At 62.1% G+C, this 14,723-nt stretch carries 17 protein-coding genes; 5 read left to right on the top strand and 12 right to left on the bottom strand.

Annotation, left to right across the window (positions count from 1 at the left end):
* Window positions 1-60 precede the first annotated feature (60 nt).
* From FE851_RS20450 to FE851_RS20435, 5 genes are all read right to left on the bottom strand, one after another.
* On the bottom strand, window positions 61-1,275 hold the full coding sequence (locus FE851_RS20450; protein WP_145206538.1) for a DUF1624 domain-containing protein: 1,215 nt from the start codon (window positions 1,273-1,275) through the stop codon (window positions 61-63).
* A gap of 21 nt (window positions 1,276-1,296) precedes the next feature.
* Entirely contained in the window at window positions 1,297-1,449 is a 153-nt protein-coding gene (locus FE851_RS26325) for a hypothetical protein (RefSeq protein ID WP_186378943.1), read from the bottom strand.
* A gap of 67 nt (window positions 1,450-1,516) precedes the next feature.
* A complete protein-coding gene (locus FE851_RS20445) occupies window positions 1,517-1,897 on the bottom strand; it encodes a hypothetical protein (RefSeq protein ID WP_145206537.1) in 381 nt (126 codons plus the stop codon).
* A 24-nt stretch (window positions 1,898-1,921) separates the two neighbouring features.
* On the bottom strand, window positions 1,922-2,665 hold the full coding sequence (locus FE851_RS20440) for a DUF4198 domain-containing protein (protein WP_145206536.1): 744 nt from the start codon (window positions 2,663-2,665) through the stop codon (window positions 1,922-1,924).
* Between the two features lie 167 nt (window positions 2,666-2,832).
* Window positions 2,833-4,251, bottom strand: a complete 1,419-nt coding sequence (locus FE851_RS20435) for an aldehyde dehydrogenase family protein (protein WP_145206535.1) — start codon at window positions 4,249-4,251, stop codon at window positions 2,833-2,835.
* 124 nt (window positions 4,252-4,375) lie between these two features.
* On the opposite strand from FE851_RS20435, the gene FE851_RS20430 reads away from it, so the two are divergent.
* Both FE851_RS20430 and FE851_RS20425 read left to right on the top strand, forming a co-directional pair.
* Complete coding sequence (locus tag FE851_RS20430) at window positions 4,376-4,819, top strand: MarR family winged helix-turn-helix transcriptional regulator (RefSeq protein WP_017181851.1); 444 nt, start codon at window positions 4,376-4,378, stop codon at window positions 4,817-4,819.
* Between the two features lie 125 nt (window positions 4,820-4,944).
* Window positions 4,945-7,074, top strand: a complete 2,130-nt coding sequence (locus tag FE851_RS20425) for an acetate--CoA ligase family protein (protein WP_186378948.1) — start codon at window positions 4,945-4,947, stop codon at window positions 7,072-7,074.
* Window positions 7,075-7,169: 95 nt separating this feature from the next.
* On the opposite strand, the gene FE851_RS20420 is transcribed toward FE851_RS20425, so the two are convergent.
* From FE851_RS20420 to FE851_RS20410, 3 genes are read right to left on the bottom strand one after another with little or no spacing between them, the layout of a single operon-like run.
* The gene (locus FE851_RS20420; protein WP_145206533.1) at window positions 7,170-7,673 is read right to left on the bottom strand and encodes a DUF3237 domain-containing protein; all 504 of its coding nucleotides are present in this window, start codon (window positions 7,671-7,673) and stop codon (window positions 7,170-7,172) included.
* A 12-nt stretch (window positions 7,674-7,685) separates the two neighbouring features.
* Window positions 7,686-8,435 carry an SDR family NAD(P)-dependent oxidoreductase gene (locus tag FE851_RS20415; RefSeq protein WP_145206532.1) on the bottom strand — a complete coding sequence of 250 codons (750 nt, stop codon included), beginning with the start codon at window positions 8,433-8,435 and terminating at the stop codon, window positions 7,686-7,688.
* Window positions 8,436-8,446: 11 nt separating this feature from the next.
* Window positions 8,447-8,836: a nuclear transport factor 2 family protein gene (locus FE851_RS20410; protein ID WP_145206531.1), complete on the bottom strand. Its 390-nt coding sequence runs from the start codon at window positions 8,834-8,836 to the stop codon at window positions 8,447-8,449.
* Between the two features lie 122 nt (window positions 8,837-8,958).
* On the opposite strand from FE851_RS20410, the gene FE851_RS20405 reads away from it, so the two are divergent.
* Together FE851_RS20405 and FE851_RS20400 are read left to right on the top strand one after the other, a co-directional pair.
* Entirely contained in the window at window positions 8,959-9,360 is a 402-nt protein-coding gene (locus tag FE851_RS20405; RefSeq protein WP_145206530.1) for a nuclear transport factor 2 family protein, read from the top strand.
* Window positions 9,361-9,401: 41 nt separating this feature from the next.
* Entirely contained in the window at window positions 9,402-9,971 is a 570-nt protein-coding gene (locus FE851_RS20400) for a MarR family winged helix-turn-helix transcriptional regulator (protein WP_017181845.1), read from the top strand.
* A 5-nt stretch (window positions 9,972-9,976) separates the two neighbouring features.
* Here the strand turns inward: FE851_RS20400 and FE851_RS20395 are convergent, their stop codons facing one another.
* Window positions 9,977-11,203: a Bcr/CflA family efflux MFS transporter gene (locus FE851_RS20395; protein ID WP_261371110.1), complete on the bottom strand. Its 1,227-nt coding sequence runs from the start codon at window positions 11,201-11,203 to the stop codon at window positions 9,977-9,979.
* Window positions 11,204-11,332: 129 nt separating this feature from the next.
* Between FE851_RS20395 and FE851_RS20390 the strand changes: the two genes are divergently transcribed.
* Window positions 11,333-12,652, top strand: coding sequence for an MFS transporter (locus FE851_RS20390; protein WP_261371109.1), 1,320 nt, complete (start codon window positions 11,333-11,335; stop codon window positions 12,650-12,652).
* Here the strand turns inward: FE851_RS20390 and FE851_RS20385 are convergent.
* From FE851_RS20385 to purU, 3 genes are read right to left on the bottom strand one after another with little or no spacing between them, the layout of a single operon-like run.
* A complete protein-coding gene (locus tag FE851_RS20385; RefSeq protein ID WP_017181842.1) occupies window positions 12,649-13,005 on the bottom strand; it encodes a dihydroneopterin aldolase in 357 nt (118 codons plus the stop codon). The genes FE851_RS20390 and FE851_RS20385 overlap by 4 nt on opposite strands.
* Window positions 12,998-13,861, bottom strand: coding sequence for a bifunctional 5,10-methylenetetrahydrofolate dehydrogenase/5,10-methenyltetrahydrofolate cyclohydrolase (locus tag FE851_RS20380; protein WP_145206528.1), 864 nt, complete (start codon window positions 13,859-13,861; stop codon window positions 12,998-13,000). The genes FE851_RS20385 and FE851_RS20380 overlap by 8 nt, the downstream gene beginning before the upstream one ends.
* Window positions 13,862-13,863: 2 nt before the next feature.
* Window positions 13,864-14,718 (bottom strand): formyltetrahydrofolate deformylase, encoded by an 855-nt coding sequence (gene purU / locus FE851_RS20375; protein WP_017181840.1) that lies wholly within the window; start codon window positions 14,716-14,718, stop codon window positions 13,864-13,866.
* Window positions 14,719-14,723: the final 5 nt, after the last annotated feature.

The following is a 14,723-nucleotide window of genomic DNA, read 5'->3' as shown; positions in this document are numbered from 1 at the left end:
TGCCCCGGAAATAGCCGCCTCCAAGGGGGAGGCGACCAGTTGTTCCCAGGGTGGGCGCCTTTACAGATATTTCAGCCACCATATGTCCTTGCGCCGCTGCTTGAGCTGCGCGAACCAGCGGGTGGGAAAGTAAAGCGGCAGGACCAATAGAGCGACCCAAATCCACACCGTGGAAAGATTGTCGACCCCGAACACCGTTCCTTTGGTCGGCCCGTAAAGGGCGAGCGCCACATTGTAGATCAGCTTCAGCACATAGAGATGCAAGATATAGAAGAACATCGGCGCCCCGCCCAGCAGGGCCAGATGCGGCATGACCGCGCTGTCCTCATATTTCTCGAACAGGGCGAGCAACAGGCAACCGGTGCCCACGGTCGGCATCAGGAACAGCAGGGATGGCGGATATTTGGTCAGTGCCAGGAAACTCATGACCGTACGCAGAGGCGTTTCCCCGACAAACCAGGGCTTGTCGCCGTAAATGTTGAGATAGCGGATCGCAACAAAGCCCAGGATCAGCCCAAGGCCGGTCATCAGCAGGCGGCGCATACGCCGCTGCGGATCGCTGCCCTTGGCAAACCAGGGTCCACAGGCATAGCCCAGCAGGATAACGCCGATCCATGGCAGCACCGGATAGGTGGTTTTGATCGCCGCCCCGCCAAATTCGATGAGCGACCGCTGATGCAAAATCGCCCAGGCGACATAGCCTGGCTGGTCTGCTGTCAGCCGAATGGGATCGAGCAGATTGTGCAGGCACACGATCGCCAGTCCCACGCCAAATTGTGCGGCCCTTGGCAAATGCAGCAGGGCGGCCAGCGCGACCATCGAAATGCCGATCGCCCAGATCACCTGCAACCAGATCGCCGTCGGGGGGAAAGCGGGAGCCTGGGTCGGCCAGGCAAAGCCGACCACGGTCACTTCCAGAAAGATCAGGAAAAGCCCCCGCTTGAGCAGAAATTCCGAAACCTGCCCCTTGCTGTGCGACTGGCCATAGAGCCAGGCCGACAGGCCGGTCAGCGCAACGAAGGTCGGCGCACAGAAGGTGGATAGCAGCCGGGTGAAGAACAGGCCGGGATCGGTCGTGTTGGCATCGACCGGATCGGTCACCGGCACGTAGAGGAAAAAAGTCTCGCGCACATGATCGACCAGCATGAACAGCATCACGAGGCCGCGCAGCGCGTCGATCGCTATCAATCGCGTGCGCGCTTTGGCGGCTGCGACCGGCGGTGGCGCGCTTGTAGTAAATTGGGTCGGGGGCGCGTGGCCTGCAATGCTGCTCATAATCTGTCCCTTTTTTCCGCTTCACGCGCCCTTTGGCTGGAAGAGATACTTGTTCAAGCCGATAGCTTTTACCGTCACGCTCACAGGCGAGTCACCCTTTTTGCGCCGGTACCAACCATGCATGTCGACCTCTCCAGGCCCAGCGTTACCTAACTCCATCAGGATCGAGGCCATGTTGCGATCCGCCGCACGTCTGAGGAGCAAGACAGGCGGCGGATCGCGCTGCGCATTTTCCGGCTCCTTACTTCGCCTGGAAGGTGGCGAAAGTCTTGGCGCCGCTTTTGTCGATCAGAGCGACGACAAGCTTCGCGTCTTTGGCGGCCTTGAAACCCGGTGCGGATAGTCTGTTGCCACCCGCCGGCGTCAAGACGGCCTCGGTCTTGGTCCCCGCGGCGGTCTGGATCAGCTTTGCGGTATAGCCCACTGCTGCCAGCGGTTCATCCTCTTCGCTCAGATAGACGTCCACGCCCTTCGGCCCCGCGACCAGTTCGAACATCGTCTCGCCGGTCATCTGGACCATGCCGCCATGCTGCGGTTTCATGCTGCCATGGGCTTGCAGCATCGCAGGTGCAGCAATCAGGGCGAGTGCGGCGATGCCGCTGCGGATATACTGGATATTCACGGCAAATCTCCGAACAGAATGATGTTATTCCGGCACGTGCGGCAGAACGAAACTCAGCGAAGCGCTATGCTCTATATGGTCCGCCTTCTTGTCATCGGATTTTGCGACATAGATCGCCATCAGCACGTTATTGCCCTGGTTTCGGACCTTGATCGTCGCGGTCCCGTCGGCAGCGGTCTTGGCGGGATTAACCTCGTCAGGATCGTTGACATAATCCTGCATCACGGTCGCACCGGCAATCGGCTGGCCCTTGTAATAGACCCGTACCTTCATCGGTTCGCCCATCTTCTGCGGAATGGCGGTGCCGACTGGCACGACCTGCAAGGTGTGGCCTTCGTACAGCGGGATCTGCTTGGTCGGCATCTGCGTTAGATAGACGGCATATTTGAAATTATGTTCGGCCAATGTCGCATTGGGCACTTCGTCACGGCCCTTATTGTGCCATTCGCCATCTGGCGTGCGGCTCCAATAGCCATAATCCACAACAGCGGCGACGACCGCGATCGGTTCGTCGCTGTCGACCACCGGAATTGCCCCAGCCGCACGCAGCGACGTATTGACTGGCGCACCGTCGGAGTCATAGCCGGTCACTGACTTGACCAGCGGCAGGCGCTTGACCATGTCCAGATCGTCTGCGCCAACGCCGTAGATCAGCGCGGTCTGCTTGGCGCGCTGCGCGAACCAGATGGCGTGCGCGCCAGCGGGGGCCGTGGCGATGATCAGGGTAGATGCCGCAACAGCGGTGGTAACCATATGGGAAAAACGCATCGGGCAGGTTCCTCGACAAAGGGGGCCAATTCCTGGATCGAGGCTATGCTGACGACACGAACGAAAATTCTGAAAACGTCATTGATGCGACGTAAAAATGTCAAAAAGTTAGGGCCGGAGGAGCGATGTGCTTCTCCGGCCCTTTTTGCGACCCGTCGGGATAATGATCAGGCTTCGGCAAATTCCACTGAATTGACGATATGCGCCTGGGTATATTCCAGCAGCCCCGCCTCGCCCAGTTCCGCGCCCAGCCCGGACTGTTTCACGCCCCGGAACGGAATATTGGCATCGATCGCCAGATGCTGGTTCACCCAGACTGTGCCCGTGTCGATCTTCATCGCGACATCCGTGGCGCGGGCCAGATCCTTGCCCCACACCGTGCCGCCCAGCCCATATTCGCTGTCATTGGCGCGGGCGATCACATCCTCGATATCGTCATATTTCAGCACCGGCAGCACTGGACCGAACTGTTCTTCGCGCACCAGGGGCGCATCATCGTCCAGATCGCGAACGATCGTGGGGGGAATGAAATAGCCTGCCCGGTCGAGCGGCGCGCCGCCGGTCATCACCGTGCCACGCGAACGCGCATCCTCGATCAAGGCATTGACCTTGTCGAACTGCATCTTGTTCTGCACCGGACCGATCGTCGTGCCCTGCTTGGCCCCATCATCTACGATCGCTTCATTGGCGAGCCGGGCGAGCTCATCGCAAAATTCGTCATACATCGGGGTGGGGACATAGGCGCGCTTGATGGCGACGCAGATCTGGCCGGCATTGGTCATCGCGCCCTGATAGACTTTCTTCGCCGCCTGCTTGGCGTCGACATCGTCCATGACGATCGCGGCATCATTGCCGCCCAGTTCAAGCGTAACCCGCTTCACCGTGCTGGCCGAGGACGCCATCACCTTCTTGCCGGTCGCGGTCGATCCGGTGAAAGCGACCTTGGCAATGTCGGGATGCCCGGTGATCAGCGCGCCCAGCTCATTCTGGTCGCACACGATGTTGAACACGCCGGGCGGCAGGATGGCCTGCGCCAGTTCGCCGAACAGCAAGGTGGTGAGCGGCGTCGTCGGCGCAGGCTTGGCGATCATCGTGTTGCCGGTCATCAATGCCGGCCCCAGCTTGTTCATCAGCAGGATTACCGGGAAATTCCATGGGGTGATCGACGCAACGACGCCCAGCGGCGTGCGATGTTCGACAACGCGGTTGCCACCTTCGTCCTTCAGCACCTTGGGTTCGATCCGCATCGCGGCAAATCCGCGCAGCGTGAACACGCTGCCCATGATCTCATAGCCAGCCTGATCGAGTGGCTTGCCCTGTTCAGCGGTCAGCAGGCTTGCAAACTCACCGATTCGCGCTTCCAGCGTGTCGGCCAGCTTGTTGACCAGCGCGGCGCGTTCCTCGACTGGCAGGGCCGACCATGCAGGCTGGGCGCGTTTCGCGGCGGCGACGGCGCGCTCCAGCATCGCCTCGTCGGCCTTGGGCGCGGAAGCAAAGGCCGCGCCGGTCGCCGGGTTCACCACGTCGAAGGCGCTGACGCCCGGCACAAGTTCACCATCGATCAACAGGCGATATTCATGATCCATTGTCGCTCTCCTTGAATGCAAGTCCTGATTTCGATCGGCTTTGCCTATCGCTTTGTGCGATGCGAGCCTGTAGCATGTATTTGTGCGCCTGTGATACAATTTTGGCAAGAGGGTAAAGGCAACGATGAAACAGGGGGCGGATCTTCGTGGACTGGTCGGTTATCAGGTCCAGCGTGCGCATCTCTTGATTGATACGGACGCGCGCGCCGCCATGGCGGCGCACGACCTCTCGCCCGCCAAGCTGACGGCGCTCATCCTGATCCGCGACAATCCCGGCTGCGACCAGACTGCCCTGGGCCGGGCACTCAGCATCAACCGGTCGAGCGCGATGAAGCTGGTCAACATATTGGCGGAACGCGGGCTTGTCGAACGTCGGCCGGGTCGCGACTTGCGTACCAACGCGCTGTGGTTGACAGCCGAAGGGGAAGCGAAAGTGCCGGTCATGGTCGATGCGTTGCGCGTATCCGACGCGCGAATGACGGCCCGGCTGAGCGCCGAGGAAGTCCGCACGCTTAGCGCCTTGCTGCGCAAGCTTGGTCCAGTGCCGCGCGCCGCCAGCGCTGACTGATTGGCAGGGTGACGCAAAAGCGGTTGCGTAAATTGTATCACAGGCGCACAATGTTGGCGCGAAACAGCGGTTGATTCGAGCCGCTTCTACTGAAGAATTTCTGGGGAGAGACACGCTTGACCGACATGATCGACCTCGACCGGCCGGCAGTATCCATGGCAGCCCCCTCGCTCGACCGGTTGCTGCGGCCCCGATCCGTCGCGATCGTGGGTGCGTCGGACAAGCCGGGCGCTCTGGGTGCGTCGGTGCTGGCCAATCTGGTGCGGCAGGGCTTTGCTGGCGACATCCATCTGGTCAATCCCAAGCGTGCGGAAATCGGCGGTCGCCCCTGCGTCGCATCGGTCGATGATTTGCCCGAAGGTGTCGATGCCGCTGTTCTTGCCATCCCGCGCGCGGGCGTCCTCGACACGATGCGGGGCCTGGCCCGTCGCCATGTCGGCGCGGCCGTGATCTTTTCCGCTGGCTTTGCCGAGGACGGCCCGCAAGGTCGGGCCGACCAGCAGGAAATCGCGCGCATCGCCCGCGAGGCCGGGATGGTGGTCGAAGGCCCCAATTGCCTCGGCCTCGTCAACTTCCGTGACAATGTTTCGCTGACCTTCATCGAAATGCCGGAGGCGACGGCCCAGGGTGACCGCCGGGTGGGCATCGTTTCGCAATCGGGCGCCATGGCCGCTGTGCTGGCGACGACGATGATCCATCGCGACGTGCCGCTTAGCTGCTACATCTCCACCGGCAATGAAGCGGCCAGCGGGATCGAGGATTATCTTGCCCATCTGGTAGACGAGCCCGGAACCGCGGTGATCGCAATGATCGCCGAACATGTCCGCGATCCAGCCCGTTTCCTTGCCGCCGCCCGTGCGGCACGGCTGGCCGGCAAGCAGGTGGTGCTGCTCCATCCCGGCCGCAGCGCGGCGGGTGCGGCCAGCGCTGCCACGCATACGGGCGCGATGGCGGGCGATCATGCGGTCATGGCGGTCCATGTCGAACGGGCGGGCGTCATCCTGGTCGACTCGCTGGAAGAATTGGGCGACGTGGCTGAAATGCTGGCGCGCAACGCGGCAATCGGCGCGGGCGGCACCGGCATCATCGCTGAATCGGGCGCATTCAAGGCGATGATGCTGGACCTCTCCGAAGCGGTCGCGCTTGACCTGCCGACGCTGACCGACGCCGACAGCCCGGCGCTGCGTGCGGCGCTGCCCGATTTCGTTCCCGTCACCAATCCGCTCGATGTCACGGCGCAGGGGCTGGTCGATCCGGGCCTTTACGGTCGCACGCTTGCCGCTCTGGTCGAAGATCCGCGTATCGCCACAATCCTTTTGACCCTGATCCAGACCGATACCGGCACATCCCATGTCAAATTCACCGCCGTGCTGAATGCGCTCGCCACCCTCCGGCCAGACAAGCCCATCATAGTCGGCGGTGTTGATGAAGGCGGCGCGGTGTTTGCGGACGATCTTTCCGCGCTCCGTCAGGCAGGCGTCACCTATCTGCCCACAGCCGAACGCGCCGTGCGCGCGCTCGCCCGGATCAGCGCGGCTGCTGCGCGCGATTTCACGGCGGTCCCGCTGGATGCAGCCCCGGTCGCCGATCTGGCGCAGGTCGGCCATTCTATCCCGGAATATCGATCCAAGGCGATCATGGCGGAACATGGCATCGCCTTCCCTCGCTTCGCCATGGCGCAGAGCGTGGAAGAGGCGATCGCTGCTGCCGAGACGCTGGGCTATCCTGTCGTTCTAAAGGCGCAGTCGCCAGACCTGCCGCACAAGAGCGACGCGGGCGGCGTTATCGTCAACCTTAAAAATCGCGACGAACTGGCCGAAGGCTGGGACAGGCTAGCCGCCAATATTGCAGCGTCCCGGCCCGATCTCGTGCTCGACGGCGTGCTGGTGGAGGGGATGGCCGACAAGGGTGTCGAACTCATTGTCGGTGCGCGGAACGATCCGCACTGGGGCGCGACCGTCCTGGTCGGCTTTGGCGGCGTCGCGGCGGAATTGCTGCATGACGTCTGCCTGCTTCCGCCTGACCTGCCGCGCGACGCCATCATCGCCCGCATCCGCACGCTACGCATGGCGCCCTTGCTCGATGGCTTTCGCGGTGCGCCGGTCATGGACATCGGCGCTGTCGCCGACGTCGTCCAGCGCTTGGGCCGCATGGTCGCCGCCACGCCTGCCATTCGCGAGGTCGATCTCAACCCCGTCATTGTCTATCCCGAAGGACAGGGCGCGTTGGCGCTGGACGCTCTGATCTCGCTCTGACCCTGCCTCCGTTCGCCCCGAGCGAAGTCGAAAAACGCCAGGCAATGCCCTGAACGCCTTTCGACTTCGCTCGCAGCGGATGGCTGACGCTGCATTTATGTCAGCGCATAATAGCGCAACACATTGCCATCGGCCCGCCGTTCACCAACGCCTATGAACACATGTTTGGTCAGCCAGTCATGCTTGCCGACGGGACATTCGAAAGTCGGATTGCCGCGCAGATAATAGTCCTGCTGCTCGACAGGTTGCCCCTCGCCAAAGGCCCAGTCCCGCAACTTCGTCATCGTATCGGGCTGGCGCCCCCACAGGAAGCCGCGATTGTTGAGCAGGATCAGCGTACCGTCCTCCTCCTCCAGCATATAGCGTGCATCGAACACCGCGACATCGTCGGGCCGGAAATAGGCATAATCGCCGCCTGATCCCGGAACGGCCTTGCCCTTGATCCTCGGCCCCTCGAACGTGCCGCCATCGACATAGACGGCGCTGCGATTGCCGCCCATCGGCGTATTCACGATGGTCTGCACCCGCGGAAATTGCAGCCGTACCTCCATCGCAAATTCCAGTCGCGGATTATCCAGCGTCGAAAACATATCTGTCATCCCAATTCTCCATCATCCCAGTTCAAGTGTACCGCCATCGACGAAAAGGTTAGCCGCGGTGATAAAGCTCGCCTCGTCGGACGCCAGGAACAGCACCGCGCGGGCGACTTCCTCTGGTCGGCCCATCCGCTTCATTGGCACGGCGTTGATCATGGCCTCGCGCATCGCTGCCACATCGGCCTCGCTCATCCCCGGATTGCGGTGGAGCAGCGGCGTTTCGATGGGACCGGGACTGACCAGATTGACGCGGATACCCTCGCTTACCAACTCGCCGGCAATCACCTTCATCGCGGCATAAAGTCCGCCCTTGGCCGCAGCATAGGCCGTATTGCCCGGTACGAACGCATGGCCCCCGATGGATCCGGTCGCGACGATCGATCCGCCCCGGCGCATCAGTCGCGACGCCTTCTGGATGGCGAACACGCATCCGCGCAGATTGACTCCATGGATATGATCCCAGTCTGCTGGTGCCATATCGCGCAAGCGGGCAAAGCCGCCGACGCCTGCATTCACGAACAATGTATCGATCCGCCCGTCCTGTGCCGCGATGTCGGCCATCATCGCGTCCATCGCGTCCGAATCGGCAATGTCCGCGCGATAGCCTTTTGCGCCGGGGATGGTGGCCACCGCCGCGTCGATCGTCGCCTGATCGCGTCCGCTTATCCGCACGATCGCGCCCTCGGCGGCAAAGGCCTGGGCGCTTGCCAGACCGATGCCGCTATTGCCGCCGACAACCAATATGATCTTATCGCTGAACCGCATCTCGCGCTCCGTCAAAAGGGGGAATTGGGGTTGGGGCTGTCGGTCGGCACATCCTGCACCACATCCCAATGCTCGGCGATCAGCCCGTTTTCGACGCGGAAAATGTCGATTACGGCAAAACCAGGATCATCCGGCCGTCGCCGGACATGATAATGGACGATCACATGATCGTCCTCGACAAAGCATCGCTTGATGTCGTGGACCGCGTCGGGATTTTCCCCGCGCACCTGCCGCAAAAACGCTTTGAGCGGCTCAGTTCCGGTATCGACCCATTGGTTGTGCTGGATATAATCAGGGGTCAGATAGCGGTCGACCGCGTCGGCATCCATGGGTTTGAGCACATGGTCGAACATCGCCATGACGAGTTTGAGATTGCGCTCTTCCTGCTCTGTGCGGGCCATATCATCCTCATCCCATCTTTTCGCTGGCGTTTGATCGCCCATTGCCATTACGATAACGATCGTTATTAATATGGCAAGCGGGCAGGCGAAAAATCGCGGTCCCGAAAAATGGAGAGGCCGATATGAACCGCGCCGATTATGAGCGTTACGCGCATGCCTTCAACCATCGCGACTATGACACGGTGTTCGATTTTTACGCACCCGGCGCGAAAATCCAGTTCTTCGGCGTAGACTTGGGCACGCGCGAAGCATTCAAGCGCTTCTACAGCTTCCTCCACGCCCATGTGATCGAAACGCTGACGATCGAACGCTTCGCTGCCAGCGAAAATCTGGTCGCGCTGGAAGGGATCATCCGGGTTGAGGGGATCCGTGACCTGACGGCTGAGGCTTTGCGCGAACAGGGGTTGGATCAATTTACTCCGATCCGCAAAGGCGAGGTGCAGGAGATGCGCCAATATATCCATTATCATGTCGCCAACGGCCACTTCACCAGCGTTGGCTGCGCGATTGTTCCTGCCGCCTGAGCCCGCTTCTCCCATGCCCGGCTTGACTTGAGGCCCGGCAAATGTCCTATCGGAAAGTCATGTCGAACAGTCCTGCGCCCAAAAGCCCGACCGCATCGCGCAAGTCGCCCCGGTCACGAGCTGACGAAGTCAGCCAATCCGATACGTTGCATCGGATATTGCGGCTGGCCAACAAATTGATGGCGCCCTTCTCCACATATCTGGAGCATCGCTACAAGATCAGCCTCAATGAATTTCGGCTGCTGATGCTGATCGGCCGCTTCCCTGATTCGGCCAGCCATGAACTGGCCGAAATGACCGGGGTGAACCCGATGAGCGTCTCGCGCGCGGTCGCCGCCCTGCAAAAGCATGGCCGTATCACCGTGGAGCGTGACGCCAGCAACAAACGGCGCAAGACGCTGGTGCTGACCGAAGAAGGCCAGCGCCTCTATGGTCTGATGCGCCCGCAGACCGACAAGGTTGCAGACTATCTGGTGTCCGGCTTGGAAGCGGCGCAGGTCGATACGCTCAACCATTTCCTCGACACGCTGGTCGAAACACTCGAAGCGAAAGACGAGGCTGGCAATAGCCGGTTCCTTGAATCCACCCGCCCGGATGAGGCGGACCTTTAGATTGATCAGGCCCGCGCCTGTCGCGGACCGATCAACCCGGCCGTCACCCACATGACGGCGAAGGCGCCGCCCAGCACGCTGACGAGCGGCAAAATGGAAAGGGATGGCAGCAGCGACACGACCCCACTGGCCAACGCGGTGATCGCTAGTTGCAGCGTGCCTAGCAGTCCTGCCGCTGCGCCCGCGCCACCCGCTGCCGCATCCAGCGCCGAAATCGCAGCTGGCGTAAGGATCAGGCCCGCTATCGCAAATAGCAACATGGAATAGAGCTGGAAAAGCGGCAGCGCGACGGGCTGTTTCATCGCCGCCAGCGCAATCGCCGCCGTGGCGACAAGGGCAATCGTCGCTATGGTCAGCACAAGTCGTCTTGCGCCCAACCGCTTCATCAGGCCCGGCGCGAATTGCGTCGCGATGATCGATGTGCCGGCGTTGAGGGCCAGCAACAGGCTATATTCATGCGCGCTCAGGGCAAAGCCAAGGCTGAATATGAAAGGGGCGGCCGTTACGAAGGCGAAGGGGATGGTCGTCGCCAGCCCGGCGACCAGGGTCCAGCCAACAAAGGCCGGCGTCGCCAGCAAATCCCCATAGGATCGGAGCATCGACTGGCGCGCCTGCCGCCGCTCCGGTGGCAGCGTTTCACGCAGGAACAGCAGCACCGCCAATATGGCAATCAAGCCGCCGCCCGCCAGCAGGCCGAACAATCCGCGCCAGCTGGTGAGCTGCAACAAATAGCTCCCCGCAAGCGGAGCCAGTACCGGGGATATGCCAATCACCAGGAATGTGAATGCCATCAGCTGCGCAGCGCGATGCCCGCTGTGCCGGTCGCGGATCATGGCCCGCACGCTCGACGTCCCCGCGCACGCGCCCATCCCCTGCAAGAAGCGAAAGACGATCAACTGCTCCAGACTTGTGGCCAGCGCGCAGGCCGTTGACGCGAGGATGAACAATATAAGTCCGCCGATCAGCGGCCATCGTCGTCCGAAACGGTCCCCCAACGTGCCCAGGGGAATTTGCGCTAGCGCCAGTCCCAGGAAAAAGGCAGACAAGGTCCGCTGTACCGCACCGCTATCCGCCGCCATTTCGCGCGCCATGCCGGGCATGGCGGGCAGATAGAGATCGATCGCCAGGGGGCCAAGCGATGACAAAAGGCCAAAGCCGATCCCCAGCAACAGGCTTGGCTGTGCGCTTTCTCCGGCCGTGGTCCGGCTCGCCTCGCCCATAAATATCTGCACCCTCTTCCCATTTAATAACGATCGTTACATTCATCATGGGGCTGGTGCAAGCGTGCAGGATCGCCTAATTGTGTCATCAGCATACAAATTCGTCATACGGGCCGCATGGCGCGACAGGAGAGAATGAATATGGCCATCGCCACCCTGCCAGCGGACGATCCGCGCAGCATCATGGCCGACAGCCCGATGCGCCTGCGGCAGATTGTCGCAGTCACTGTCTGCTTTCTCCTGAACGCGCTCGACGGCTTCGACGTGCTGGCCGTTACCTTCGCTGCGCCGGGCATTGCGAAGGACTGGGCGGTCGGGCCGGGGGCGATCGGCATCATCGTGTCGACCGGACTTGTCGGCATGGTCATCGGATCGCTGACGCTGGGCCAACTGGCCGATCGCATCGGTCGCCGCCGCCAGATATTGCTCTGCCTTGGCATCATGACGATCGGCATGTTCGCCTCCGCCTTTGCCATGGGCGTGGTGTCGCTTGGCCTGCTGCGCGTGCTCACCGGCCTGGGGTTGGGCGCGATGCTGGCGGCGATCAATGCCATGTCGGCGGAATTTGCCAATCGCCGCCGCCGCGACCTCGCCGTCAGCATCATGGCGGCAGGCTATCCGGTTGGCGGCATCATCGGCGGCTGGGGCGCAGCGCAATTGTTGCGGACGCACGGATGGGAAGCGATCTTCCTGTTCGGCGGCGTGGCGACGCTGGCCATGGTGCCGCTCGTGCTGGCCTTTCTCCCCGAATCGATCGGCTGGCTGGCGACGCGCGGTGGTCCGAATGCACTGGCGCGGATCAACGCTATCCTGCGACGCCTGGGCCAGCCGCAGGCCGCGCAATTGATCGCGCTTGAGGAACCCAAAGCCTCCATGCGGTCCCTGTTTGCAGATCGCTATCGCGTCGTCACGATCGCTTTGATCGTCATGTATGGCCTGCACATGATGACTTTCTATTATGCGCTTGGCTGGGCGCCCTCGCTGGTGGTGGCGCTGGGTTTCGATCCGTCGCGTGCGACAATCGTGTCGGTATTCATGAATTCGGGCGGCGCGATCGGCGGGCTGGTCCTGGGCCTGCTGTCACCCCGCCTCGGCCTGCGCCCGCTCGTCATCTTTGGTCTTGCGGGCGCAGCAGTGGCGGTCGCCGCCTTCGGCGCCGTGCCGCCTGAACTTGTCCTGCTTCAGGGCGCGGCTTTCGTCCTTGGCTTTCTGTCCAACGGGTCGGTGGTTGGCCTCTACGCGCTCATCGCCAATGTCTATCCGACCACCCTGCGCGCGACAGGGACCGGCGCAGTCATAGGCTTCGGGCGCTTTGGCGCTGCCTTTGGCCCCTTCGCAGCGGGTCAGTTGCTCGCGGCCGGGGCAGGGCGGGGGACGACTTCCCTGCTGCTGGCGCTGGGATCGGGCATCGCCGCTTTGGTCCTGCTAGCCTCGCGGATTCGCCCTGCCGACGAAAATTAGGCGCGTTGCACCGTCACCTCGACGCCTGCCAGCCCCCGCGTCAGCGCAAAGGGTTTGTCGACCCTGATCTGCGCCTCGACCACGCAGGCAAATTCCAGGCAGCGCTCGCCCAGCTTCTGCGCGAATGTCTCGATCAGCGGAATGTGGACCAGGGCCAGATCCTCGGCCGCTTGCGCGACCTTGCGATAATCGACCGTGTCGCCGATCCCGTCCACCCGATCGGCGGACAGCAGCAGGTCGACCGAGATTACCAGCGGCTGGCGACGGCCGATCTCGTCAGGGTTGATGCCGATATCGGCCAGCAAGGGCAGGTCGCGCACCTTGACGCGGGTGGTGCAGATTGGCTCAGGCATCTTCGCTCTTTTCGGCTGCGAGCACGGTGTTGCTGAGCAGGCAGGCGATAGTCATGGGTCCGACGCCGCCCGGTACCGGGGTCACGGCCTTGGCATGGTCGAGTTCATGGGTGGCACAATCGCCCACGATTTGCGTGCTGCCGTCATCTCTGGTGATGCGGTTGATCCCCACGTCGATCACGATCGCGCCGGGGCGGACCCAATAGCCGCGCACCAGGTTGGGCGCACCAGCGGCGGCAACGATGATATCGGCCTTGCGTGCAATGTCGGGCAGGTTCAACGTTTCTATATGGGTGACGGTGACTGTCGCCTCCCGTTCCAGCAACAGCATGGCGACAGGCTTGCCGACAATATTGGACTTGCCGATGACCACCGCGTTCAAACCGCGATAATCGTCGATCACGCTGTCGAGCAGCTTCATGATCCCCAGCGGCGTGCAAGGCACCAGCCCCCCTGTCCCGGTGGACAGGCGTCCGACATTGACCGGGTGAAATCCGTCGACATCCTTGGCCGGGTCGATCCGGTCCAGCACCAGCGCCGCATCGATACCGGCTGGCAAGGGCAGCTGTATCAATATGCCATGGACGCCGGCATCTGCGTTCAGCGCGTCGATCAGCGCCAGCAACTCTGTTTGCGGGCAATCGACCGGCAATCGGTGTTCGATCGATGTAATGCCCACGCGGCGACATTCGCTGATCTTGCGGCTCACATAGACATGGCTCGCCGGATCGTCGCCAACCAGCACAACCGCCAGCGCGGGTGGCTGGCCGGTCCGGTCGACCAGCGCCGCCACCCGTGCGGCGCTTTCGTCCGAGAGGGCGCGCGCCATCGCGCGCCCGTCAATGACCTGCGCCATGGTCATGCCTTGAATACGACGGTGCGGGCGCCGTTCAGGAACACCCGACCTTGCAGATGATGCTGCACTGCGCTTGCCAGCACACGCCGTTCAATGTCGCGGCCCTTGCGCACCAGATCGTCGGGCGTATCGGCATGGCCGATCGCCTCGACATCCTGATGGATGATCGGACCTTCATCCAGGTCCGCGGTCACATAATGCGCCGTCGCGCCAATCATCTTGACCCCACGCTCATGCGCCTGATGATAGGGCTTGGCGCCCTTGAAACCGGGTAGGAAGCTGTGATGGATGTTGATGCATCGGCCGGATACGAATCCCGCCAGATCATCGCTCAATATCTGCATGTAGCGTGCCAGCACGATCAGGTCCGCGCCGGTTTCCTCGACGATCGCCTTGATCTGCGCTTCCTGCTCCGCCTTTGTGTCCTTTGTCACCGGCAGATGATGGAACGGGATATTCCCGATCAGCGATATGGTCAGCGCTTCGCGCGGATGGTTGCAGATGATGCCCACGACATCCATGTCCAGTTCGCCAATGCGCCAGCGATACAGAAGATCGCCCAGGCAATGGTCGAACTTGCTGACCAGCAGGAGAACCTTCTGTCGTTCGCTGCGGCGACGCAGGCTCCATTCCATGCCGCGCTTCTGCGCCACATTGGTGAAGGCCGTACGCAGCCCGTCCACGCTGTCGTCGGCCGCTTCAAACTCCACCCGCATGAAAAAGCGGTCGGTCAGCTTGTCGTTAAACTGCTGGGCGTCGGTAATATTGCCGCCCTGCTGCGCCAGAAAGCCGGCAACATCGGCCACCAGGCCTGGCCGGTCGTCGCATTGCAGGGTCAGGGTGCAAATCTCGGTCACATCGC

It is taken from the genome of Sphingobium sp. B2 (assembly GCF_007693735.1).
Taxonomy (GTDB): Bacteria; Pseudomonadota; Alphaproteobacteria; order Sphingomonadales; family Sphingomonadaceae; genus Sphingobium; species Sphingobium xenophagum.
This window is presented reverse-complemented; position numbering and strand designations above follow the sequence as displayed.